We start from the raw sequence: 20,526 nt of genomic DNA, 5'->3' as shown, positions 1-20,526 counted from the left end.
CGACCGTCCTACTGAACCCTGCCCATTCGTACGAGCCGGACGCTGCCGACCGGCTGGCCGCAGCTCGCGCACACCGTCTTGGGGTGCAACTCGGCAACTCGGCGCCGCAGGTGTGTTCCCAGACGGTCGGCGGAGGACCTTCGGTGACATACCGATCGCCCCACTCCATCAGGTTCATAAGGATCGGCTGCAGGGCTTTACCGGCCTCAGTCGGGACGTATTCGTACCGAGGTGGATGTTGCTCGTACTGACGCTTCTCGAGCACCCCGGCCTCGACCAGCTTGCGCAGCCGGGCCGCCAGGATGTCCCGGCTGGCGCCGGTGTTGCGAGCGATCTGGTCGAACCTGCGCTCGCCGAACATCACCTCGCGCAGCGCGAGCAGGCTCCACCGCTCCCCGACCACCGCCAGCGCGTTCGCGATCGAGCACTCCCGGCCGGCCATGCACACTCCCTAGTACGTCCTTAATTCCAACTTAGCACCTGAGCGACCAGTTTTTAGTTAGGAACGAAACCTTCCTAATTGGTCTTTAGGGTTGGTCTCACAGGCAAGACGAACCCAAAGGGAAAGAGCGGACGATGGACTACAAGCTTGAGCTGGTGGCGATCCCGGTGACCGACGTGGACCGCGCGAAGGCGTTCTACGAGCAGGTGGGCTTCCACGCCGACCATGACCACAAGATCAGCGACGACCTGCGGTTCGTCCAGCTGACCCCGCCCGGGTCGGCGTGCTCGATCGCGCTCGGTGTCGGGGTCACCGACATGGAACCTGGTACGGCCCGAGGCGTACAGCTGGTGGTGTCCGACGCGCACGCGGCCCGCGGCCCGCAGGAGCTGATCGAGCGCGGCATCGAGGTCAGTGACGTGCAGGAGTTCCCGTGGGGCTCCTTCGTCTTCTTCAGCGACCCGGACGGGAACAAGTGGGGCATCCAGGGGTTGCCGGACCGAGGTTAGCCTCTTCGACCTTTACCATCGGGTAAAGGACCGAGAGGGGTGGCGAGGTGGCATCCATGCGGACGCGCTCGGGCGGAAGCCTGTTCGGCTGGCGGGGTGCGCTGCTGGTAGCGGCCGCGCTGCTGCTCGGGGCCGGGATCGGGTGGGCGCTGAACGGGCCTGATCCTGGCCGGCGGCGCCGATCCGGCGCCGATGCCGAGTCCCTCGCCCGCCCAAAGCGCGCAGGACGGCCACCTCACCTTCCTGGTGCTGTCCTTCGGATGCGGCCTCACCGCGGCCTCCGGCACTCACGCGGAGGGGCAGCCGGACGGGCAGTTCTGCGAGGTCCGGTTGCGAGTGGACAACCACGACCCGGATTTCCACACGTACGAGTCGAAGATCCAGCTGCTGGCCGGGGTGCCGTCCGGCAGCAAGCCGGACTTCTTCGCGATGGCCATCCGGCGGCAGCTGGACACGGTCCAGATCGGCGGCCACGACGCCATCGAGGTCGAGCTTTGGTACGACATCCCGAAAACCGCGCGGCCGACCGGGCTGCACCTGTCCGGCGACAACGACCCGGTCGGATTCCGCGGCGACGGTCCCAGCCTGCACAAACCCGGCGGGGTGCTGGTGCGGATGGGGCCGGAAGACCGCTCTCCCAAGTAGCCCGCTGGCGTCACAATCGGATTCCGATTGTCACAACAGCAACCCGCTGACCAGCGGTTCTTCCGGCTGGCGCGACAATCGGACACCCTCGGCGTACGGGTGCCCGATTGCCAGTGCCCTGTAGTACTAGACCGACCAGGGGACCTGCGGGGAGCGGTAGTAGTTCACGCCGGCCGCGGCCCACCGCGGTGCCTGCGCACCGAGCCGCACCTTGTACGCGTCCCAGTTGTGCGAGGCGGCCGTCGACCAGCCGAGTTCGGCGATACCGGGCAGCCGCGGGAACGCCATGTATTCGATGTCGGACAGCGTCACCAGGGTCTCCGACCACAGCGGCGCCTCGACGCCCGCCACGTCACTTTCCTTGATGCCGTCGATCCGGGTCACCGGATCCCAGTTGTACGAGTCCTTGACCTCGACCAGGCCGGCCCAGTCCAGCCCGAGCGGGGTGCTCTCGGTGTATTTCATGTCCAGGTAAGCCACGTTCGCCGGCGACATGACCAGTTTGGCGCCCCCTGCGCGACCGCGTTCCGCGCCTTCTCGGTGCCTGGCTCGCTGCCGACGCCGGTGTCCCAATGCTGCGCATAACTGCCGGGCAGCAGGGTGGCCGCGTTGATCTCGTCCCAGCCGATGACGCGCTTGCCATGTGCCTTCAGGATCGGCTGCATCTTGTTCACGAACGTGACGTAATCGGCGTGCGAGGTGCTGTGCGCCTCATCGCCACCCAGGTGATAGAACGCGCCCGGGGTGATCGCCGCGATTTCCCGCACCACGTCGTCGAGGAACTTGTACGTCAGCGCCTTCCCGACACACAGCGAGCTGAAACCCACGTCGGTGCCGGTGTAGAGCGGCGGCGCGACGCCGTCGCAGTTCAGCTCCGCGTACGAGGAAAGGGCCGCGTTCACGTGTCCGGGCGAGTCGATCTCCGGCACCACGGTGATGTAGCGGGCCGCCGCGTACGCCACGATGTCCTTGTATTCCTGCTGCGTGTAGTAACCACCGGCACCGCCGCCAACCTCGGTGCTGCCGCCGTGCAGGGCGAGGTTCGGCCAGCTGTTGATGACGATCCGCCAGCCTTGGTCGTCAGCCAAGTGCAGGTGCAGCACGTTGATCTTGTAAAGCGAGGCGAGGTCGAGGTATTTCTTCACGGTGTCGACCGGGAAGAAGTGCCGCGACACGTCCAGCATCGTGCCCCGCCAGGAAAACCGCGGGTAGTCGGTGATGTGCACCGCCGCCGCGGTCCACGGACCCGGCTGATGGGTGGCGCTTTCCACCTTCCCGGGGGAAAAAGCTGGCGGAGCGTGGTGATGCCGCGGAACAGTCCTTCGGTGGTGTGCGCTCGTACGATCACCGCCCCGGCGGTCGAGGTGAGGTCATAGCCCTCCTCGCCCAACGACGACGCGCCGCCGAGCGCGAGCGCGAGCACGATCGCCGAGGTGCCCGGCCGGTTCACCGGCACCGGATAGCCGGTCGACCGGCGCAGCACGCCGGCGAGGAACTGGCCGACCGAAGCGGCCTGGCCGAGGGCGACGATCGACGACTGCCGGGTCAACTGGAACGCCGGTCCGGGCAGTTGCCTGAGCGACACCGGAGCCGGTACGAGCTGCGGCAGCGCGGCCGGCTTGTTCTGCGCTGCAGCCGGCGACACCGCCGAGGTCAGGCCGAGGGTGGCGGCGGCGAGCACCGCGACCACGGCGAGGAGGGTACGGGTACGGGTACGGGTACGGGTACGGGTACGGGTACGGGTACGGGTACGGGTACGGGTACGGGTACGGGTACGGGTACGGGTACGGGTACGGGTACGGGTACGGGTACGGGTACGGGTACGGGTACGGGTACGGGTACGGTTTGGCCATCTTGTCCAACAACCCCCCTGTTCCGGCGCTCGTCAGGATGATCGAAAATGCAGGAAACAGCGTCAGCGGGGACATCTTTGAACAGAATGAGAGCAGCCGTCAAGGCCTACGCCGATCTCGTCTTTGACCACGGAAGCCCCAAAAGCCACCTTTAGGCACTTGATTGCGAACGGTGCTCGCTCAGGCCGACGCCATCGACCGCCCGAGACCGGCTGACCGGTCCGCACAGGAGGGGCATCGATGCGGGCCGAGGACGTTCTCCGTCATTTCCCAGCCGGCATACGCGGCTGTCCGGCACAGTGCGTGCCATTCGTAACAGGAATCGTCATAGCACGTGAAAGGCGCCGCGCACCGGTCACATGCGACAGCGAAATAGGGAAGATCGCCGGCGATGTAGTAGGTATTCCGGGACATGCCGCTCACCTCTTGGAACCGACTTTTTCCTTCTAAGGCATGCATATTCCTCCCCTTGAGGAAAGTCAACCCCACGGTTCTAACGCGGTTCGGCCCGCAGGAACCTGGTCAGCAGCAGCCGCAGAATCCGGTTTTCCGCAACCAGGTCGAACCCGGGTTCCTGACCGGCCCGGGAGAACATCGAGTCGGCCAGCGTGGCGATCCACACCGCGGCCGTACGCGCGCGGGGATCGCGCCGTCGATCTGGCCCTTCGCGGCGGCCCGCTCCAGCAGGACCGCGAGGCCTTCGTGGAGTTGGCGGTCGTTGCGTACGAGCAGCTCGGCGAGCTCCGGGTCACGGCTCGCCTGCGCGGCCACCTCCAGCGCCAAGCCACCCAGCTCCGGCTCGGCGAGCGGGCTGACGATCCCGTCCACCAGCGCCAACACGGCACCCCATGAATCGTCCGAGCCGAGCGCGATCGTCAGCCGCTCAGCGGTTTCCCGGCCGTCCTGTTGGAAGATCCCCAGGAAGATCGACCGCTTGCTGGGAAAGTAGTGGAACAGGCTGCCGGAGCTGATCCCGGCGGCCGCGCACAGCTGGGCAGTGGTGGTGCTCTCGAAGCCTTTGCGGGCGAAACACCCAGCCGCGGCTTCCAGGATCCGCAGCCGCTTCGCCTCGTGTTTGACCGGGTCGACCGTGCGCACCATCAGCCCTGGACCAGCCGCCAGTATTGGCGCTTTTTCTCGTCCCGTACCACCACACCTATCTTGCCGAGGTCCGCACGCAACTCCGCCGCGTCGTCACCGTGGTCGCCAGAAAGCGCTTTCTCTCGCGCTGCCAACAAAGCGTTGGCGCCGAGTGGGAGCGTCGGCTCGTCCGGCACCCAGCGCCGGTAGTCGCCGGCGTACGGATCTCCGCCGTCTCGCCAGGGAAAGTCGTAGGCCACGAATGCCTCCTGGACGTTGCTGAGGTCATTCTTCTCGCGTGCGAGTTCGGCTCCGCGCGACCCGAGAATGACGATCTGCTTGCCGTCCAGGAAAACTGCCGATATCGCGGCCCGGTCGACGGACCGCTCGGACTCTCCGCGCTGGAAGGTCACCCGCGCGGTCGACACCGTGATGGTCAGCAGGTCCTTGACCCACAGATACGCCAGCACCAACCCGGCGGCCACTCCCAGCCCGATCACCGCGAGCAGGCCGTACGGCTGCGGAATGGAGGCGATCAGCTTGAACGGCCCCTGCAGCGGCACCCACGCGAGGCTCGCCACCCAGCCGGCGATCGCGTGCACGCCCCACCCGGCCAGCGCCCCCGCCAGCGGACATCCCAGCCAGACCGCGATCCGCAGCCATCCCGGATCGCTGACGACCGTGCTCGTACGTTCCTCCGCTCTTGGGACATCCATGGGCATCATTATTAGACCGCGCGCTCGGTTTATCAACCACTAGAGGCCGGTCATGCCGCTGTCGACTTGGAGGGTTTGGGCGGTGATGTACGCGCTTTCCTCTGAGGTCAGGAACAAGGTGGCGTACGCGACTTCCCAGCCAGTGGCCTGGCGACCAAAGGGCAGCCGGGTTTCCATCCGCGACGGGCGGCCAGCGGCGGCGGCCCGACCGATCGGCGTGTCCACCGCGCCGGGGCTGACGATGTTCGCGCGGATCCCGCGCCGGCTGGCCTCCAGCGCGACATGCCGCATCAGGCCGCCCAACGCGGCTTTCGAGGCTTCGTAAGCGGCCAGCCGCGAACCGGATTTATAGCCAGCGACCGAGGAAATGAACACGATCGAAGAGTCGTCGTCCAGCCGCGGCAGCGCGGCCCGGCAGCAGAGCATGGTGCCGCGTACGTTCACGTCGAAGGTCTTGTCCCACTCGTCGAGGTCGACACCGTCGAGCCCAAGGGCGCCGACACCGGCGGCGGCGTTGAGGACGAGCCCGTCCAGACCGTCGAGGCCTTCGCATGCCTCCTCGATCATCCGGGTGACATCGGCCGCACCGCTGATGTCCGCCTGGATCGGGAACGCCTTGCCGCCCTGGGCGTCGATCATCGCGACGGTCTCGCGCGCGCTCTCGATGCCCCGGTTCGCGACCGCGACATGCGCGCCCTCACGGGCGAAAAGCACCGCGATCGCGCGACCGTTGCCGATCGGGTCGGTGGCCGCGTCGTACGTCCGCTGGCCACCGCCGACGACCAGGATCCGGCGACCGGCGAGCCGTCCACGACCGGGCTCCAGGCCCGCCGAAACCGCGCCGATCGCACGTACGTGACGCTCGCTCATCTGCTCCCTCTCGCCCGGACGACCGTGATCAACTTGTACGGCGCAGAGCGGACAAGGGCCAGCAAGACTGTCCGGAGGGGCTGACCGTACGGCCCGATCAGGCGGCTCGTGGTCTGTCTGTGAGCTGCGTGGCGAGCTACGAACGACCGGCGCCTTGGTTGCCAGCCAAGATTGAGTCGAGCAGGTCGCGCGTGCCTGCCATACCCTGGGTTTCATACACGCTGTCAAGGGCGGCGGCTTCGGGGTCGGCTACGACCGCGTGATAGCTGCCTGCTAGCGCTCGGGCGTGGAGCGAATGTCCGAAGCCTGCTTTATTATCACCGGCCTCGGCCGCATCGTCGCTGAGCGCCTCGGCTTGCCGCCATTGTTCGCGTAGCCATGTCCGGAGTGGCGTTTCGCCGTACGTTTGGCCGCGTAAGGCATTGAGAGCTTCCCGAGCGCCGTGCTGGTGCGGTGACACGGTAAATGCGTATTCGACCACGGCGCGAGTGCTATCCGCCGTTGGACATCGGGATCGGCTGCACTGATTCGCGCCGCTAGCTCAGGTTCCGTACGGGTGAGGCGTCTGTTAGGACTGCCGCCCATTTTGCGTGCCAGCATGATGAGACGCATCTCCGCATGAATGGATGTCTCGCCCACTATCTCGTTGGCAGGTATAGCGTCGGGGCAGATGTCAGCTACTTCTTCCGGTATGGCCCAATGGAAGCCGCTTATTGCGATGACCGGAACCGGCTTGCCGTCCTTGCCGATGACGATACCTGCCGCCATGCATCTTCTTTTCATATGCGGCGGGAGCGCGTTCTATATCGCCTTGGAGGCCCATACCGTCCAGGCAACGCCATCGGTTCGCCAGTCAGGTGCCCCATAGCGAAGTCGGCCCGCGCCTGGTTGAGGAACGCGCGTGCCTGTGCCATTTTGTTCGCGGCATCTTGACGACGCCGATCACTGCCCGGAGGCATTGCCGCCTATCACTGTGCCTCACTGGGGGTTTTCAGCGTGCTGCTGGCCCGTGAATGCCGGGCAGGAACTTGCGCCCAGCGATGGAATCAAGAGCCCAAACCCGACGAAACATGATAATCCCTCCGTATCATGAGGGTAACCCTCAACAACCTCGGAGAGAACCGTATTTGGCGTTTCTGCGGTGTGCCGGAGGATCGCCCTCATACCTGGTCGTATGGGGGCGGTTCACCGGTGCGGCCAGCCGGCTCCTGGGCGCCGGAGCCGCCGTGCCACATCACAGACAGGCCGGGTGGCCGGCCAGTTGGGCGATCTCGGCCGGGCCGACCCGGCAGCAGCCGCCGACCAGCCGGGCGCCGGCCGCGATCCAGCGTTTCACCTCGGCGGGCTCGAAGACCGCCGGACCGGTCCAGCGATGGTTCGCCGAGTCCCAGTTCTCGCCGCTGTTCGGATACGCGACGACCGGTTTTCCACTCCGCGCGGCCAAAACCACCAGGTCGGCGACATCGGCAGGGGCCGTACAGTTGACGCCCACCGCGACCACGGACGGGCAGTCGCGGGCCATCGCGAAGGCTTCTTCGACTGGCTCTCCGGCGCGCGTACGAGTGCCGGCGCAGGTCAGCGACAGCCAGGCCGGAAACCCCAACTGGTCGAGCTCGGCCAGCACCGCCTCAACTTCGGCCAGGCACGGGATGGTCTCAATGGCCAGCACGTCCGGACCGGCGTCCGCCAGCACGGCCATCCGGCGGTGGTGGAAGCTGCGCAGCTCGGCCACGGTCAGCCCGTAGTCGCCGCGGTATTCCGACCCGTCCGCGAGCATCGCCCCGTACGGCCCGACGGACGCCGCCACCCAGCCGTCGCCAGCCTCTCGAGCCAGCTCGACACTGCGTCGCATCAGTTTCTCCGCGTCCTGCCCCAACTTCTGAAAGGACGCCTGATAGCTGGCGGTCGTCGCCACCTCGGCCCCGACCTCGAAGAACGCCCGGTGCGCCGCGACGATCTCGGCCGGCTCATCGGCCAGCAACCAGGCCGACCACAGCTCGGTGCTCAGGTCATTCCCCCGCGCCGCTCCAACTCGGTCGCCAGCCCACCATCCAGCACGACGACGACCGCGCTCCGTACCACCTCCGCGAACATCCCTCGGCTCTCCTTCCCACCCTCAACCGCCGCGTTTTCTTGTCCGCGACGCCGCATTGCGTGCCACTGGCGCAGGTGCAGAGGCGTCGCCACCAGCCTCCGGGAGAACGGCGGTGTCCGCCAGGTCGGAGTGGGCGGGAGAGAGCGAGTCCGTGAGAGGGGGCGGGGCGGAAACAGGTACGGGTACGGGACGGGAGGACATAAGCAGGAGACAGAAGACGACGACGGCGACAGAGATGCCGGCGACGACCAGGAGCGGGTTCAGGCCGGCGGACGACGTGTCGGCGGTGGCGGCGGGCATGGACATCTGGGGCGTCGCGGTGGCGGCTGGTACGACGGCCGCCGGCGGCGAAGCGCTCGCGGACGGGCGAGCCGCGGTGTTCGCGGACGAATGAGCCGTAGCCGCGGGCGAGACTCGGCCAGAAGATGGGGTTTGCTTGGGTCTCACGACCAGCTGGGCCGTCATGTCCGGGTGCACGCTGCAGACGTACGAGTACGTGCCGGGGGTACCGAAGGTGTAGGTCCACGACTGGCCCTTGCCTATCAGCGGGCCGTGGAACGACAGCGGTCCGCTGGTGATCATCACGTCATGCTGGGCGACGTCGTCATTGGTCCAGGTCACCGAGTCGCCGGCGACGACGGTCAGGGCGCTCGGGCTGAAGGCGTACTGCTTCATCTGGACGGTATGCCCGGCGGCGGCCACCGGCGCGGCCGGCAGGACCAGCCAAAGGGCGGCGGCGAGGACGGCGAGTACTGGCCACTTTCGCATGTGTTGCGCTCCTGGGGGCGACATACTGGGAGTGCCGGTGGTCCGGCCGACTGCGACTCGGCCGGACCACCGGTTTGGTGCGGTCAGCAGGAGCTGACGTTGCCGCCGGCCAGCGGCTGGATCATGTGCTCGATCAGCACGGTGTGCGTTTTGACGTACTGGTCGAGGTTCGCGATGTCGGCCACCTGTTGTCCGGGCGACGCCTCAAGATGCGCCGCGTAGACGTGCTCCAGGAACACCGTCAGCGCCTGGTTCGAGCCGCCGACGAGCGGCTGGATCAGGTGCTCGACCAGCACGGTGTGCGTCTTGACGTACTGGTCGAGCTGGAGAATGTCGCCCACCTGCTGGCCAGGGCCTTCCTCCAGGTGCGCCGCGTAGAAATGCTGCAGGAAGACGGTGACGGCCGCGTCCAGTCCCGTGCACGGACTTCCGCCGCCACCGGTCGGCGGCGCGGAAGCCGGCGGGGACGACGACGGCGGAGCTGAGGATGGGGGCGGGGACGACGGCGGCACGGGCGTGCTGCCGGTCACGGTCACGCTGGCCTTCATGTCCGGGTGTACGGCGCAGTAGTACGCGTACGTCCCTGGTTTGCTGAACGTGTACGTGAACGACTGTCCCTTCTGCAGGTTGCTGGAAGCGAACATCACCGGTCCGCTGCTCACCGTCACCGTGTGCGGCGCGGTGTCCTCGTTCGTCCAGGTCACCGTGTCGCCGACGGCGACCGTCAGGCTGGCCGGCGAGAACGCGTAGTTCATGATCATCACCGAGTGGCTGGCGGCCGCGTACGGCTGCGCCTGATCGCCGGCCACCGTGTTGGCGGCCGGTGCCACCGCCGGCACCGGTGCGAGACCGGCGTTCTGGGCGGCCAGCCCGGTCGGCATCGGCGCAATGTCGGCCTGCGCCTGCATGCTGGCCAGCGACAGCATCGCCACCAGCACCCCAACCCCGGCGACCAGCGCCGGCCATTTCCTGCGTACGTGCTGACCCATCCGAGCCTTTCCTTTCCCTGGTGGGAAACCTGGCGTGCCGGCCGGCTGCGACTCGGCCGGATCACCAGTCTTTCCCAGTGAGATCAACAAGAAGTGACGTTCGATCCGGACAGCGGCTTGAGCATGTTCTCGATCAACACCGTGTGGGTTTTCACATACTGGTCGAGATTGCTGAGGTCGGTGACCTGTTGCCCGGGAGACGTTTCCAGGTGTGCGGCGTAAACGTGCTGCAGGAAAACCCCGAGCGCCGCGTCCGATCCGCCCACCGACGGCTTGATCATGTTCTCGATCAGCACGGTGTGCGTTTTGACATACTGATCGAGATTGGTCAGGTCACCAAGTTGCTGGCCGAGTCCTTCCTCCAAGTGGGCCGCGTAAAAGTGCTGCATAAAGGCGGCAACGGCGGCGTCCAGGCCGGTACAGGGCGTCACGGCCGCCGGCGGCATGTCCACACTGTGCGCACCGGCCGCTGGTGCGGCCGGTGCCACCGCGGCCGGAGCGGCGCCGGTGACAATCTTCCCGACGCTGGACAACCCGGGGACCTGAGCGGCTGGCGCCGCTGGGAGGGCCGGCACCGCTGGTACGACCGCGGGCGCGACATTGTTGACGGCGGCGGCATTTTGCGGCATCGCGGTGGCCGACGCGTCCTGCGACAACGCGATCATCGACACAGCTGCGGCCGCGGCCGCCGCGGCCGCGACCAACAGCAGCCCGCGCCGCCGGCCGGCGCGTTTCGGTGAATTCCATGTGCATCTTTCCTTCCCCACAAACGTCAGTGGCCGGGATTGGCCGTGACGAGCACACTCGCCGCGACGAGCACGGCGACAACCAGAACGGTCTCGGCGCCAACCGACAGCGCGAACGACCGGACCGCTGGGCGGCGGCTTTCCAGGACCGCCACCTGCAGGCGTTTTTTTCCACCCAGTTCTTGCTTTTCATGGCGGCCAGCAAGACCAGCGCGAAGACCGACAGCTTGATGAGCAGCACGCGACCGTACGACGTCTCGAAAACCGCGCCGACAGAGCCGATGATCTGCCACCCGAGAATGACCCCTGAGGACACGATGGCCAGCACCGAAATCATCGCGAACTTGGAGAATTTCGGTACCACGTCGGCCAACTCAGCGGCCTTGCGGCGCGCGAGCAGACCGATCGACAGCACTGTGAGCCCACCCACCCAGGCGCTGACTCCGCCCAGGTGCAGGAAATCCGCGACCATACCCAGCGGGGCGTCCGCGGTTTCGGCGGAGTGGCCGTTCAGACCGGTGGTCCGCAGCAGGCCGACGGCGATCGCGGCCGTACCGACCCGCCACGGAATCGACCGTACGGCCTGCTCGCCGCGCTGCAGCACCGCGACCACAACCACCGCCGCAAGCAACCAGAGCAAGGCCATGGCCGCGGCCGTACGACCAAAAGGCGCCTCCAGTACGTCGACGACAGCGGAGCCGGCGACCGCGTACTGAGCGGACAACAGGACGGTCGCGATGGCGCCAACAACGCCCGCCAGCACCGAAACGACGAGGATCATCCGGGTCCGGCGGTCCTGCGCGCCGGCCGGCCAGAGCGCCGACACGAACAGCAGGCCGCCCAGCAGCACCGCCAACGCGAGGTAGTCGGTGACGTGGATCAGCACCGAACCCGCATGCAGCAAATCCTCCCGACTCATCGGCCGACTCCGGCCGCGGTCAGGCTTTTTCCGGCGGTTGTCGCGGTCGCGCAACAACTCTGACCAACCAGGAAGCCCACCGGACAGCTGAGCAAACCGGCAGGATGGTCGGGCGTGGCCGGCGCCACCAGCGGCCCAAGCACTGGCACCGGCCCCAGCAACGCCGGCACCGGCGCCGGCCGGGGCGAGCCGGACGCATCTGGCTCCCCAGCCACCAACGGCCCCACTACCGGCAACGAGCCGACCAGGCCAGGCGGGCACGTGGGTTGCGGCGTGGGTTGCGGCGACGACGACGGCGACGGTGTGCTGGGCGTGGGCTGACCGGTGACCGGGCCGCCGCCGGAAACCCCGCCGCTCACCCCGGAAGATCCGCCACTCACCCCCCCCCGCTGACCCCACCCCCGCCGGCCGCGGCACCGCTGGACGCCCCCTGCGGCGGCGCCTGGCTGCCGGGATCGGCGGGGGCCGCGGCGGCGGCGGTGGTACGGCTAGCGGCTCGGTCGTACTGCCGGGCCGAATGCCCGCCCCAGAAGCGAATCCGAGGATGACCACCACCGCGCCGGCCAGCACGGCGGCGACCGCCTCATCCCGGCGGTCGGCCAGCTGAAAGCCGAAAATCGTCATCCCTGTAGTCCTCCCCAGACCCGCCGGCGCGGCTCGTCTCCGGATCGAAACGACGCATGAGTGGCGGGCGTCCGTGACTGCAAACTGAGCGCTTTCACGCTGCTCTGCTGGGGAGGAATGCTGGACGTCCGAATCGTTCCGATCGTCACAGCGGGGGGTAAATCTCGGGTGTCGATCAGTTCACGCGGGCCCACCGGTCACTGTGAGAAGCGCCCAGGAGCTCCAAAGTTTGTCGATGACGTAAATCACCGCGGGCGTCGTTGGACTCCTCAGTGGTCCTTTTCCTTTTCCATAGGCGCGTACGTGATCGCGTCCAGTGGCACCCTGAGGCGACGAGAGCCAGCGCGACCGCGCGATGTCCGGTCGCGGCTGCTGGCTGCCGGACTCGATTTTGGTCAGGTAGCCGGGCGAGATTCCGACGGATTCGGCGAAGGATCCGTGACGGATGCCCAGCGCTTCTCGGAGTGCCCTTACGGCAGGTCCGAGCACCATACGGGTTCCCATGGCTGCAGAGTGTAGGGAGTCCAAACCGGGGAAACAAGCAGAGACACGTAGCTACGTCTTGTTGTTTCCTGGAGTTTCCTGCACAATGACCGGCATGTCTGAAGTCGGCGACTACGTACGCACCGCGCGCGTCAGCCATAACTGGACGCAAGAGCAGCTAGCCGTCCTCGTGGGGGTGTCCCTACGGACCCTCAGCAAGTGGGAGAACGGCGCCGACATCCCGCGCGGCCGGGTGCTGGTGTGCTGGGAAAAAGTCCTCGGCGTTTCGCTCGACACGGCGGTTTGGGAGCTGCACGAGGCCGCCAAAGCCGCCCACGCGTCGTACGTCGTGCAGGATGCGCTCGCGAAGGATGCCCGAACAGCGCTGGAGAGCCACGAAGAGCTGTTGGCGGCGCACGGGAACGCGCACGGATTCGACCAGGCATATGAGGCGCTGGCCGCGCAGGCCACCGAGCTGGCCGCCGCGGCGCAGGAAGCCACCAGAACGGCGGCTCAGGCCGAAAGGATGTGGCAGCACCGGGAAGACGCACTGCGGGCGCACAAACGCTATGTGCACCCGGACGCCGCCGACCTTTCCCGGATCAGCGACGGCGCGCTCCTGGAGGAGATCAGCCGCCGCCTCGCGGCCGTACGAGACTAGCGTCCCTCCGAAATCCCCCACCGGGCCCGGATCGTCCGGTCGGCAAAGGAAAACCCGGTGTCCCACCGCGATGCCGATGATCAGGATGATGATCAGCAACGCGATGACGATCTCGGGCTGAATCTGGTCGCGGGCATGCTGCAACTCGGCCCCGATGGACGGCCGGCCTTCGACAATCACCAGTAACTCGCCGGCCATCAGGCTGCGCCACGCGAAGGCCCAGCCCTGTTTCAACCCGGCCACGCAGGACGGCAGCGCGGCCGGCAGAATGACGTAGCGGAACAGGCTGAAGCCCTTCGCTCCCAAATTTTGGCCTACCCGCTTTAAAAGCGGCGGGACATAGTCGACGCCGTTGATGAGGCCGTTGGCGATCGAGGGGGCCGCGCCCAGCACGATGACGAAAAGAATCGCCTGCTCGGACAGCTGAAAAAGCAGGATCGCCAGCGGGAACCAGGCGATCGACGGCAACGTCTGCAGGCCGGTGATCAGCGATCCGATGGCCGCCCGCAAAGCCTTGACCCGTACCACAGCGATGCCGACCACACCACCGATCACCGTCGCCACCGCGAACCCGGTGACCGCCCGGGTCATCGTGATGCCGATGGCCTGCCAGAAGCCGGCGGTGAAAATGTTCTGCCACAGCCAGGAAAACACCTCCGGCGGCGCGGGCAACACGTACGACGGTTTCCAGCCGGACCAGACAACCAGCTGCCACGCCAGCAAAACCAGCACAATGGCCAGCACTTTTGGCCAGGTCGCGGCCCACAGCCGGGACCAGAATCCGGCCGTACGCCCGATGTTCAGCTCCAGCGCGTCCAGGCCGGCGAGCTCGGCCCGGCCAACGGCGGCTTTGTCCAGATCAGCGGCCATGGCGGCGAACCTCCTCGCGGAGCCGGTCGGTCACCTTCGCGGCCAGCTGGGACACTTCCGGCGAGTCGATCCGACGCGGCCGCGAGTAGTCCACCGCGAATTCCTCGACCACCCGGCCGGGCCGGCTGGACAGCAGCACGATCCGGTCGCCGAGGCGAGCCGCCTCCCTGACGTTGTGGGTAACGAAAAGAACGGTCAGGTTGCGCTCGGACCAGATGCGTTCGATCTCGTCGTGCAGCACGTCCCGGGTCATCGCGTCCAACGCGCCGAACGGCTCGTCCATCAGCAGTACGGGTGAATTCGACGCGAGGACGCGAGCCAGCGCGACCCGCTGGCGCATGCCGCCGGACAGCTCATGCGGCCGTTTTCCGGCGAAAATCCAGTAGATGTACGGTCTCCAGCAGCTCACGGGCGCGCGCTCGCCGCTCGTCGCGGCCGACTCCATGCAGCCGCATCGGCAGCTCGACATTGGCGCTGACCGTCAGCCATGGCATCAGGCCGGGCTCCTGGAACATCAGCGCGGCCGCCACCCCGCCGGTGTCGATCGTCCCGCTGGTCGGCTTGTCCAGACCCGCCACCAGGGACAACAGCGTACTTTTGCCACACCCCGAAGCGCCCACCAAACAGACGAACTCGCCGGGCTGGACGGTCAGGCTGATCCCGTCCAGGGCCACCACCCGTCCGGCACGGTTCCCGAACGCCTTCCCCACACCAGCGATGTGGACGGCCGGCGACGCGACTTTTTCGTCACGCGGCCTGACTTGGGTACTCGTCACGGTCATGTGCTCGGCTCCGGGATGGTGGTTTGGTGCGCCGCGGTGAGCACCTGGTTGAGGATCGTCAGGTCGTACAAACCCTTCAGATTCGGCTTCTCCAACAGTCCGACGTCAACAGCGTGATTGGCACCGGTCACCAGGGTGGAGGCGAGCGGATCATTGGTGAAGTCGATGGTCTTCCACGCCTCCGCGATCAGCGCCGCGTTCGGCTTCTTGCCGGTCAGCTTGCCCAGCGCGGTGACCACGTCCGCCTGCGCTTTGGCCGGGTTGCTGGCAATCAGCTGGTTCGCGGCCACCTGACCGGCCAGCACCGCCTTCACCAGATCGGGGTGCTTCTGCAAAAAGTCGGTGCGCACGATGATGTTGGTGATCACGAACTTGCGGCCCGGCCACAGGTCCCGCTCGTCGACCAGCACCTTGCCACCGGCCTTGACCAACGTGGACGCGGTCGGCTCCGGCACCCAGGCGCCGTCGATGGCGCCCGTACCAAACGCGTCCACGGTCACCGCGTTGTCCTGCGGGGTGATGTGTACGTCCCCCGCCCCGCCGTCCTTCGTGGTCGTGAAACCCTGCTGCTTCAGCCAGTAGCGCAGCGCCACGTCCTGGGTGTTGCCCAGCTGTGGCGTAGCGATCTTCTTGCCGCGCAGGTCAGCGGCCTTGGTGATGGACGGCTTGACCACCAGCTCAACCCCACCGGACGCTGATCCGGAGATGACCTTGAGCGCCTGGCCCTTGGATTTCACGTACGCGTTGACCGTCGGACTCGGCCCGATGTAGCCGATATCGATCGCGCCGGAGAACAGCGCCTCGATCTCGGCGGGCCCCGCGTTGAAACTCTGGGTGGTGAGTTTCGCCGCGCCGAGTTCCTTCTGGAAAAGGCCTTCCTGGACGCCGATGATGGCCGACGCATGCGTCAGGTTGGGGAAATAGCCGAGCCGTACGGCATCCGCGGACCCGCCGGAGCCGGACCCGCAGGCGGTCAGCCCGGTGGCAACGACCGCTGCCGCGGCTGCTGCCGTGAGGATGGTCCGCCAGCGGCGGCGAGGTGATGCTGACACAGAGATTCTCCCAGGGATTTACGCGGACCTATCGCGACAAAGGCGGATTTCAGGGGCGCTGACGAGAGCGCGCCGGGACGTCGTCGTCCTACGGCAGAGTCAGTGACAACATGCGGCGCTGAAGACACGGCACATGTCGATGTGCCGGCGGCTCACCAGCCGAAGCGAACGCATAACACGTGATGCTACGGACTCGACACCACCACGTCACCCCCCGTCCGCGAGCACCCCGTACCGAAATGCCCTATATGACGGCGTGACGTACACCGCAAAGTCCTTTGACGACCACCACCCCTCAGCGGCCGTCGTCGGAGGCCAGTGTTGTTGATCATGGGTAACCAGGTGCGGCGCGAAACTGTCGTACCCCTCCGGCAGATTTGCCCCCACCCAGTGACGGGTGGGGGGCGGGTTCGAGGACCAATGTCCAACTAAAAATTAAGGTCCACCTCTCAACCCACCCCCCGCCCGTTCAAAGGGAGGGGGAAAGAAAAACAGACACCTACGACAATTTCGCGCCCCATCGGTGTGTCGGGGTCGCGAGCTCGACGTTATTTCGCCCAGGGGATGGGGAGGCCGGCGCGGTCGTGGAATGCGGCCGTGTGTCGACGATGACGTGGTTCTCGTCGACGAGGCCTTCGACGGTGTGGATCCGGTCAATGCCGCTGATTTCGAAGGGTCCGCGGCGGCCGGTGGCCTGCATAATCCAGCGTACGAAGGAAAAATCGCCGCTCGACGCGGACTCGGCGACCGTCAGCCGTACGTCCGGCAGCGCCTCCAGCAATGCCGCGATGCAACCGACATAGTCCACTTTGCCGCGTACCGGCTCGGCTGTTCCGGCCCAGTGACCCACCACGTCGTCCGTCAGGATGGGCGCCACCAGCGTCGCGTCCGGGCGCGACCAGAATGCCTCGAAGCCCCGCACCGACCAACCTTGTTGATTTGTCATAAACCGCAGCCAAGCAAGCGGGCCGCGGAGTTGTCGATTACTTCGGAGGTAGGTCAGGCCGGCGCGAGCGAGCCGGTACGGAACTCCTGCGGGCTGACCCCGCGGACCCGCTTGAAAGCGGCGCTCAGCGCGAACGAACTGCCATAACCCACCTGGCGGGCGACCGCGCCGACGGTGGCGTCGGGTTCGCGGAGCAGGTCGGCGGCCAGCGCCAGCCGCCAGGCGGTCAGATACGCCATCGGGGGCTCACCGACCAGGTCGGTGAAGCGGCGGGCGAGCGCCGCGCGCGGAGACACCGACGGAGGCGGCGAGCCGCTCGACCGTCCAGGGCTCGGCCGGGTCGTGATGGAGCGTACGCAACGCGCGCCCGACCACCGGGTCGCCATGCGCGCGATACCAGGCCGGCGCCTCGGCACGGGCGAACCACGTACGCAGCACCGCGATCAGCAGCAGGTCCAGCAACCGGTCCAGGACCGCGTCCTGACCCGGCTCGTCCTTGCCGATCTCGTCGTTGAGCAGCGGAATCAGCGGGCAGCTCCAGCTGTCCGCGGTGAGCCACCAGCAGAGCGGGAAGCGCGTCCAGCAGCCGCCGGCTGATCTCGCCAGGCAGTTGGTACGCGCCGGTAAGCAGCATCGTCGAGCCGTCCGGGTTGTCGCCCCACGTACGTGTCCCGAGATCCCACGGGCCGCACAGATCGTCGCCGGTCAGCGTGGCGCTGTGGTTGCCAGGCAGGATCACCGTGCTCGGTTTGGTCGCCGGTTCGTCGGCCACCGTGTACGGCTCCGGCCCACGCACCACCGCGACGTCGCCGGGCCCGAGCCGCACCCGCTCGCCGCGGTCCGGCAACACCCAGGCGTGCCCGCGTACGACACAGATCAGGGTCAGCGGCGCCTCGTCCTGGATCCGCAGCCCGAAAGGTGGCTCCAGCACCGAGCGCATCAGGAAGGCACCGCGTGCCCGCGGCCCGTCCAGAAGCCCAGCCAACGCGTCCATAGGGCTAAGACTAGACGCTCGAACATGGAACTGAGCTGCTCAACCATGTTCCGTCTCACCGGACCGCATTTGACTGTACGTATGGAGAAAACAACTGTGGTCCTTGGTGGTACCGGGAAAACTGGCCGCCGGGTGGTCGACCGGCTGCTCGACCAGAACAGGCCGGTGCGGGCCGCGTCTCGTACCGGCACACCGCCCTTCGACTGGGCCGATCAACGAACCTGGCCGGCGCTGCTGGAAAACGCCGCCGCCGCGTACATCGCCTACTACCCCGACCTCGGCAGCCCGGAGGCGACCGCGACGATCGCCGCCTTCACCGAGCTGGCGGTCAGCGGCGGCGTCCGGCGGCTGGTGCTGCTTTCTGGCCGCGGCGAGGAGAACGTGCTGCCCAGCGAACAGGTCGTACGCGAATCCGGGGTGGAATGGACGATCATCAGGTCGAGCTGGCTGGCCCAGAACTTCAGTGAGGATTTCCTGCTGGAGCCGGTCGCCCACGGCGAGGTCGTGCTGCCGACTGGTCAGATCCGGGAACCCTTTGTCGACGCCGACGACATCGCCGACATTCGCCGTTGAGGCGCTGACCGGCTCCCGGCATGCGGGCGAGCTGTACGAGGTGACCGGCCCGCGGCTGATGACTTTCGCCGACACCGTCAGGGAGATCGCGCAGGCGTCCGGCCGGGATATTCGGTACGTGTCGGTGTCCATCGGCGAATTCGCCGCCGGACTGCGGCAGCAAGGCATGCCCGAAGAACACATCCCCTTCTTCGCCGACCTCTTCGAGCGCGTACTCGACGGCCGCAACGAACACCTCACCGACGGCGTGGAACGCGCGCTCGGCCGCCCACCCCGCGATTTCGCCGACTACGCGAAAAGTACCGCCGCCACCGGTGTCTGGGGCCTACCGTCGGACGCTTCACAAACCTGAGGAACAGCTGAGAATCCGTCCGGGAACCCGGCGAAACCGGCAGCTCGGACGGGATCCGACTGGCTCTGCGGGTTTCTTCTCGACCTCCCCTATTGCGTCCCGGCCGTGGCCGTGTCACGCTTATCACGCAGCGCAGCCCCGACCGCTCCCCCCGTGGCGGCCGGGGCTTTGCTGCATCTACGGCAGGTGTGTTTCCACCACCGCCGCTGCCTCCGCGCGGCGCCCTCGGCGACCAAACCCGGTGGCGTAGACAACCAGGGTATGGCGGCTTTTGCCACATAAATGCTTGATGAGTGGACTGTCGCCTATCAGCCGTTACAGCACGTTACCCCACAGCGAGCGAACGTCGGAGTTGGCGCGGGGTCACCACGGCGCTGGGTGGCCGAGTAGCCTGGCGCCACCAGAACAGAACGAGCGCCAAGGAGAGGCAGCAGACGATGACCGACGCGCCGCACTCGCCGCGGCTCGATGCCCCGGACTCCGGCATCGGCGGATCGGGACTCGCCGTGGCGGTCGCCGAGGACAGCCCCCGACTGGCCGTGGTCACGGTCTCCGGAGAGCTGGACATGGCCACCGAACCGCAGTTCTCCGCCGAAGTGGGGGCCCAGCTGCCGCCCGGCCGTGAGATCCTGGTGGTGCTGGACCTCGACGGCGTCAGCTTCATGGGCTCGGCCGGCCTTAAGGCCCTGGTGGAGTTGCAGCAGCTGGCCGATCGTCACGGCGCCCGACTGCGGCTAGTGCTCGGCCAGTCCCCGACCGGCCGGCTGCTGGAGCTGACCGGGCTGCGCACAACTTTCGCGCTTTTCGAAACAGTCGAGGAAGCCCGCAAGGCTGCCTGACGTCCGTACGAGCCGTAGCCTGAGCACGTGACCAGTCGCGGATTGGGCTTGCCCGACCATATCCAGGCCTGCCTGTTCGACCTGGACGGCGTGCTCACCCAGACCGCGAAGGTGCACGCGGCCGCCTGGAAACAGATGTTCGACGACTTCCTCCGCGGTTGGGCTGACCAGCACGGACAGCGGTTCGTCGGCTTCGATCAGGTTGACGACTACGACAGGTATGTGGACGGCAAGCCGCGCGACGACGGCACCCGGTCATTCCTCGCCTCCCGTGGCATCGAGCTGCCGGACGGCGGCCCGAACGACTCGCCGGACGCGCCAACCGTGCACGGCCTTGGCGTACGCAAGAACGACCTGGTGCTGGCGAAGATCCACCAGGACGGCGTCGAACCGTACGACGGCTCGGTCCGCTATTTGCGCGCGACGGCCGCCGCCGGACTGCGGCGGGCGGTGGTGTCATCCAGTACGAACTGCAAGGACGTGCTGGTCGCGGCCGGCATCGACGGCCTGCTGGACGTACGCGTCGATGGCGTGGTCGCGCGGGAGCGCGGGCTCGCCGGCAAACCTGCCCCGGACACCTATTGGGCGGCCGCGAAGGAGCTGGGTGTGCCGCCCTCGCGAGCCGCGGTGTACGAGGACGCGCTGGCTGGGGTCGAGTCCGGCCGAGCTGGCCAGTTCGGCTTCGTGATCGGCGTCGACCGTGTCGGACAAGCCGCCG

Annotated in this window: 22 protein-coding genes and 6 pseudogenes; 8 read left to right on the top strand and 20 right to left on the bottom strand. The window is 67.1% G+C overall.

Annotated elements, in window-relative coordinates; all coding sequences use genetic code 11:
- Positions 1–8 precede the first annotated feature (8 nt).
- Positions 9–442: pseudogene (locus GNX96_RS14185) on the bottom strand (winged helix-turn-helix transcriptional regulator).
- Positions 443–576: 134 nt separating this feature from the next.
- Here GNX96_RS14185 and GNX96_RS14180 point away from each other — a divergent pair.
- Both GNX96_RS14180 and GNX96_RS14175 read left to right on the top strand, forming a co-directional pair.
- Positions 577–951: a VOC family protein gene (locus GNX96_RS14180; RefSeq protein ID WP_163568439.1), complete on the top strand. Its 375-nt coding sequence runs from the start codon at positions 577–579 to the stop codon at positions 949–951.
- A 192-nt stretch (positions 952–1,143) separates the two neighbouring features.
- Complete coding sequence (locus GNX96_RS14175; RefSeq protein WP_163568438.1) at positions 1,144–1,596, top strand: DUF4352 domain-containing protein; 453 nt, start codon at positions 1,144–1,146, stop codon at positions 1,594–1,596.
- A gap of 126 nt (positions 1,597–1,722) precedes the next feature.
- Here the strand turns inward: GNX96_RS14175 and GNX96_RS51700 are convergent, their stop codons facing one another.
- Genes GNX96_RS51700 through GNX96_RS51690 form a run of 3 tightly spaced genes read right to left on the bottom strand, consistent with a single transcriptional unit; the run spans position 1,723 to position 3,277 of the window.
- Positions 1,723–2,091 (bottom strand): family 20 glycosylhydrolase, encoded by a 369-nt coding sequence (locus tag GNX96_RS51700; protein WP_279580314.1) that lies wholly within the window; start codon positions 2,089–2,091, stop codon positions 1,723–1,725.
- On the bottom strand, positions 2,058–2,822 hold the full coding sequence (locus GNX96_RS51695; protein WP_279580313.1) for a family 20 glycosylhydrolase: 765 nt from the start codon (positions 2,820–2,822) through the stop codon (positions 2,058–2,060). The genes GNX96_RS51700 and GNX96_RS51695 overlap by 34 nt, the downstream gene beginning before the upstream one ends.
- On the bottom strand, positions 2,738–3,277 hold the full coding sequence (locus tag GNX96_RS51690; protein ID WP_279580312.1) for a glycoside hydrolase family 20 zincin-like fold domain-containing protein: 540 nt from the start codon (positions 3,275–3,277) through the stop codon (positions 2,738–2,740). The genes GNX96_RS51695 and GNX96_RS51690 overlap by 85 nt, the downstream gene beginning before the upstream one ends.
- On the opposite strand from GNX96_RS51690, the gene GNX96_RS14165 reads away from it, so the two are divergent.
- Entirely contained in the window at positions 3,261–3,530 is a 270-nt protein-coding gene (locus GNX96_RS14165; RefSeq protein ID WP_163568405.1) for a hypothetical protein, read from the top strand. The two genes, GNX96_RS51690 and GNX96_RS14165, sit on opposite strands and share 17 nt — an antisense overlap.
- A 99-nt stretch (positions 3,531–3,629) precedes the next feature.
- On the opposite strand, the gene GNX96_RS14160 is transcribed toward GNX96_RS14165, so the two are convergent.
- The 11 genes and pseudogenes from GNX96_RS14160 to GNX96_RS14110 all read right to left on the bottom strand — a co-directional run bounded on the left by GNX96_RS14160 (position 3,630) and on the right by GNX96_RS14110 (position 12,760).
- Positions 3,630–3,863 (bottom strand): hypothetical protein, encoded by a 234-nt coding sequence (locus GNX96_RS14160; protein ID WP_163568437.1) that lies wholly within the window; start codon positions 3,861–3,863, stop codon positions 3,630–3,632.
- A gap of 108 nt (positions 3,864–3,971) precedes the next feature.
- The gene (locus GNX96_RS14155; RefSeq protein WP_279580311.1) at positions 3,972–4,550 is read right to left on the bottom strand and encodes a TetR/AcrR family transcriptional regulator; all 579 of its coding nucleotides are present in this window, start codon (positions 4,548–4,550) and stop codon (positions 3,972–3,974) included.
- Positions 4,550–5,245 (bottom strand): YqeB family protein, encoded by a 696-nt coding sequence (locus tag GNX96_RS14150; protein WP_163568436.1) that lies wholly within the window; start codon positions 5,243–5,245, stop codon positions 4,550–4,552. Before GNX96_RS14150 ends, GNX96_RS14155 begins: the two co-directional genes overlap by 1 nt.
- Before the next feature lie 39 nt (positions 5,246–5,284).
- On the bottom strand, positions 5,285–6,115 hold the full coding sequence (locus GNX96_RS14145) for an SDR family NAD(P)-dependent oxidoreductase (RefSeq protein ID WP_163568435.1): 831 nt from the start codon (positions 6,113–6,115) through the stop codon (positions 5,285–5,287).
- Positions 6,116–6,251: 136 nt separating this feature from the next.
- Positions 6,252–6,596 (bottom strand): hypothetical protein, encoded by a 345-nt coding sequence (locus GNX96_RS51685; RefSeq protein ID WP_279580310.1) that lies wholly within the window; start codon positions 6,594–6,596, stop codon positions 6,252–6,254.
- A 753-nt stretch (positions 6,597–7,349) separates the two neighbouring features.
- Positions 7,350–8,209: pseudogene (mmuM, locus tag GNX96_RS14135) on the bottom strand (homocysteine S-methyltransferase).
- 22 nt (positions 8,210–8,231) lie between these two features.
- Entirely contained in the window at positions 8,232–8,978 is a 747-nt protein-coding gene (locus tag GNX96_RS14130) for a cupredoxin domain-containing protein (protein WP_163568433.1), read from the bottom strand.
- A gap of 83 nt (positions 8,979–9,061) precedes the next feature.
- On the bottom strand, positions 9,062–10,057 hold the full coding sequence (locus GNX96_RS14125; protein ID WP_279580309.1) for a cupredoxin domain-containing protein: 996 nt from the start codon (positions 10,055–10,057) through the stop codon (positions 9,062–9,064).
- Complete coding sequence (locus tag GNX96_RS51680; protein WP_279580308.1) at positions 10,051–10,332, bottom strand: hypothetical protein; 282 nt, start codon at positions 10,330–10,332, stop codon at positions 10,051–10,053. Before GNX96_RS51680 ends, GNX96_RS14125 begins: the two co-directional genes overlap by 7 nt.
- On the bottom strand, positions 10,301–12,256 hold the full coding sequence (locus GNX96_RS51675) for a copper resistance D family protein (protein WP_279580307.1): 1,956 nt from the start codon (positions 12,254–12,256) through the stop codon (positions 10,301–10,303). The genes GNX96_RS51680 and GNX96_RS51675 overlap by 32 nt, the downstream gene beginning before the upstream one ends.
- Positions 12,257–12,436: 180 nt before the next feature.
- Complete coding sequence (locus GNX96_RS14110; protein ID WP_163568431.1) at positions 12,437–12,760, bottom strand: helix-turn-helix domain-containing protein; 324 nt, start codon at positions 12,758–12,760, stop codon at positions 12,437–12,439.
- On the opposite strand from GNX96_RS14110, the pseudogene GNX96_RS63475 reads away from it, so the two are divergent.
- Positions 12,702–12,974: pseudogene (locus GNX96_RS63475) on the top strand (helix-turn-helix transcriptional regulator); the annotation flags it as partial. The gene GNX96_RS14110 and the pseudogene GNX96_RS63475 overlap by 59 nt on opposite strands.
- Here the strand turns inward: GNX96_RS63475 and GNX96_RS14100 are convergent.
- The 5 genes and pseudogenes from GNX96_RS14100 to GNX96_RS14080 all read right to left on the bottom strand — a co-directional run bounded on the left by GNX96_RS14100 (position 12,942) and on the right by GNX96_RS14080 (position 18,044).
- Positions 12,942–13,991, bottom strand: a complete 1,050-nt coding sequence (locus GNX96_RS14100) for an ABC transporter permease (protein ID WP_390624011.1) — start codon at positions 13,989–13,991, stop codon at positions 12,942–12,944. The pseudogene GNX96_RS63475 and the gene GNX96_RS14100 sit on opposite strands and share 33 nt — an antisense overlap.
- A gap of 268 nt (positions 13,992–14,259) precedes the next feature.
- Positions 14,260–15,052 (bottom strand): annotated as a pseudogene (locus GNX96_RS14095) (ABC transporter ATP-binding protein).
- Positions 15,049–16,104: an ABC transporter substrate-binding protein gene (locus GNX96_RS14090; RefSeq protein ID WP_279580305.1), complete on the bottom strand. Its 1,056-nt coding sequence runs from the start codon at positions 16,102–16,104 to the stop codon at positions 15,049–15,051. Before GNX96_RS14090 ends, GNX96_RS14095 begins: the two are co-directional and overlap by 4 nt.
- A gap of 499 nt (positions 16,105–16,603) precedes the next feature.
- Positions 16,604–17,026, bottom strand: a complete 423-nt coding sequence (locus GNX96_RS14085; RefSeq protein WP_163568429.1) for a nuclear transport factor 2 family protein — start codon at positions 17,024–17,026, stop codon at positions 16,604–16,606.
- Positions 17,027–17,103: 77 nt separating this feature from the next.
- Positions 17,104–18,044: pseudogene (locus GNX96_RS14080) on the bottom strand (AraC family transcriptional regulator).
- Between the two features lie 96 nt (positions 18,045–18,140).
- Between GNX96_RS14080 and GNX96_RS61130 the strand changes: the two are divergent.
- The 4 genes and pseudogenes from GNX96_RS61130 to GNX96_RS14065 all read left to right on the top strand — a co-directional run.
- Entirely contained in the window at positions 18,141–18,617 is a 477-nt protein-coding gene (locus GNX96_RS61130; RefSeq protein ID WP_313885666.1) for an SDR family oxidoreductase, read from the top strand.
- Positions 18,580–18,969, top strand: coding sequence for a Rossmann-fold NAD(P)-binding domain-containing protein (locus GNX96_RS61125; RefSeq protein WP_313885665.1), 390 nt, complete (start codon positions 18,580–18,582; stop codon positions 18,967–18,969). The genes GNX96_RS61130 and GNX96_RS61125 overlap by 38 nt, the downstream gene beginning before the upstream one ends.
- 437 nt (positions 18,970–19,406) lie before the next feature.
- Entirely contained in the window at positions 19,407–19,808 is a 402-nt protein-coding gene (locus tag GNX96_RS14070; protein WP_163568428.1) for an anti-sigma factor antagonist, read from the top strand.
- Positions 19,809–19,835: 27 nt separating this feature from the next.
- Positions 19,836–20,477, top strand: a pseudogene (locus GNX96_RS14065) (HAD-IA family hydrolase); the annotation flags it as partial.
- Between the last annotated feature and the right edge of the window lie 49 nt (positions 20,478–20,526).

The organism is Fodinicola feengrottensis, from assembly GCF_010993775.1.
In the GTDB taxonomy this organism is placed as follows: domain Bacteria; phylum Actinomycetota; class Actinomycetes; order Mycobacteriales; family HKI-0501; genus Fodinicola; species Fodinicola feengrottensis.
This window is presented reverse-complemented; position numbering and strand designations above follow the sequence as displayed.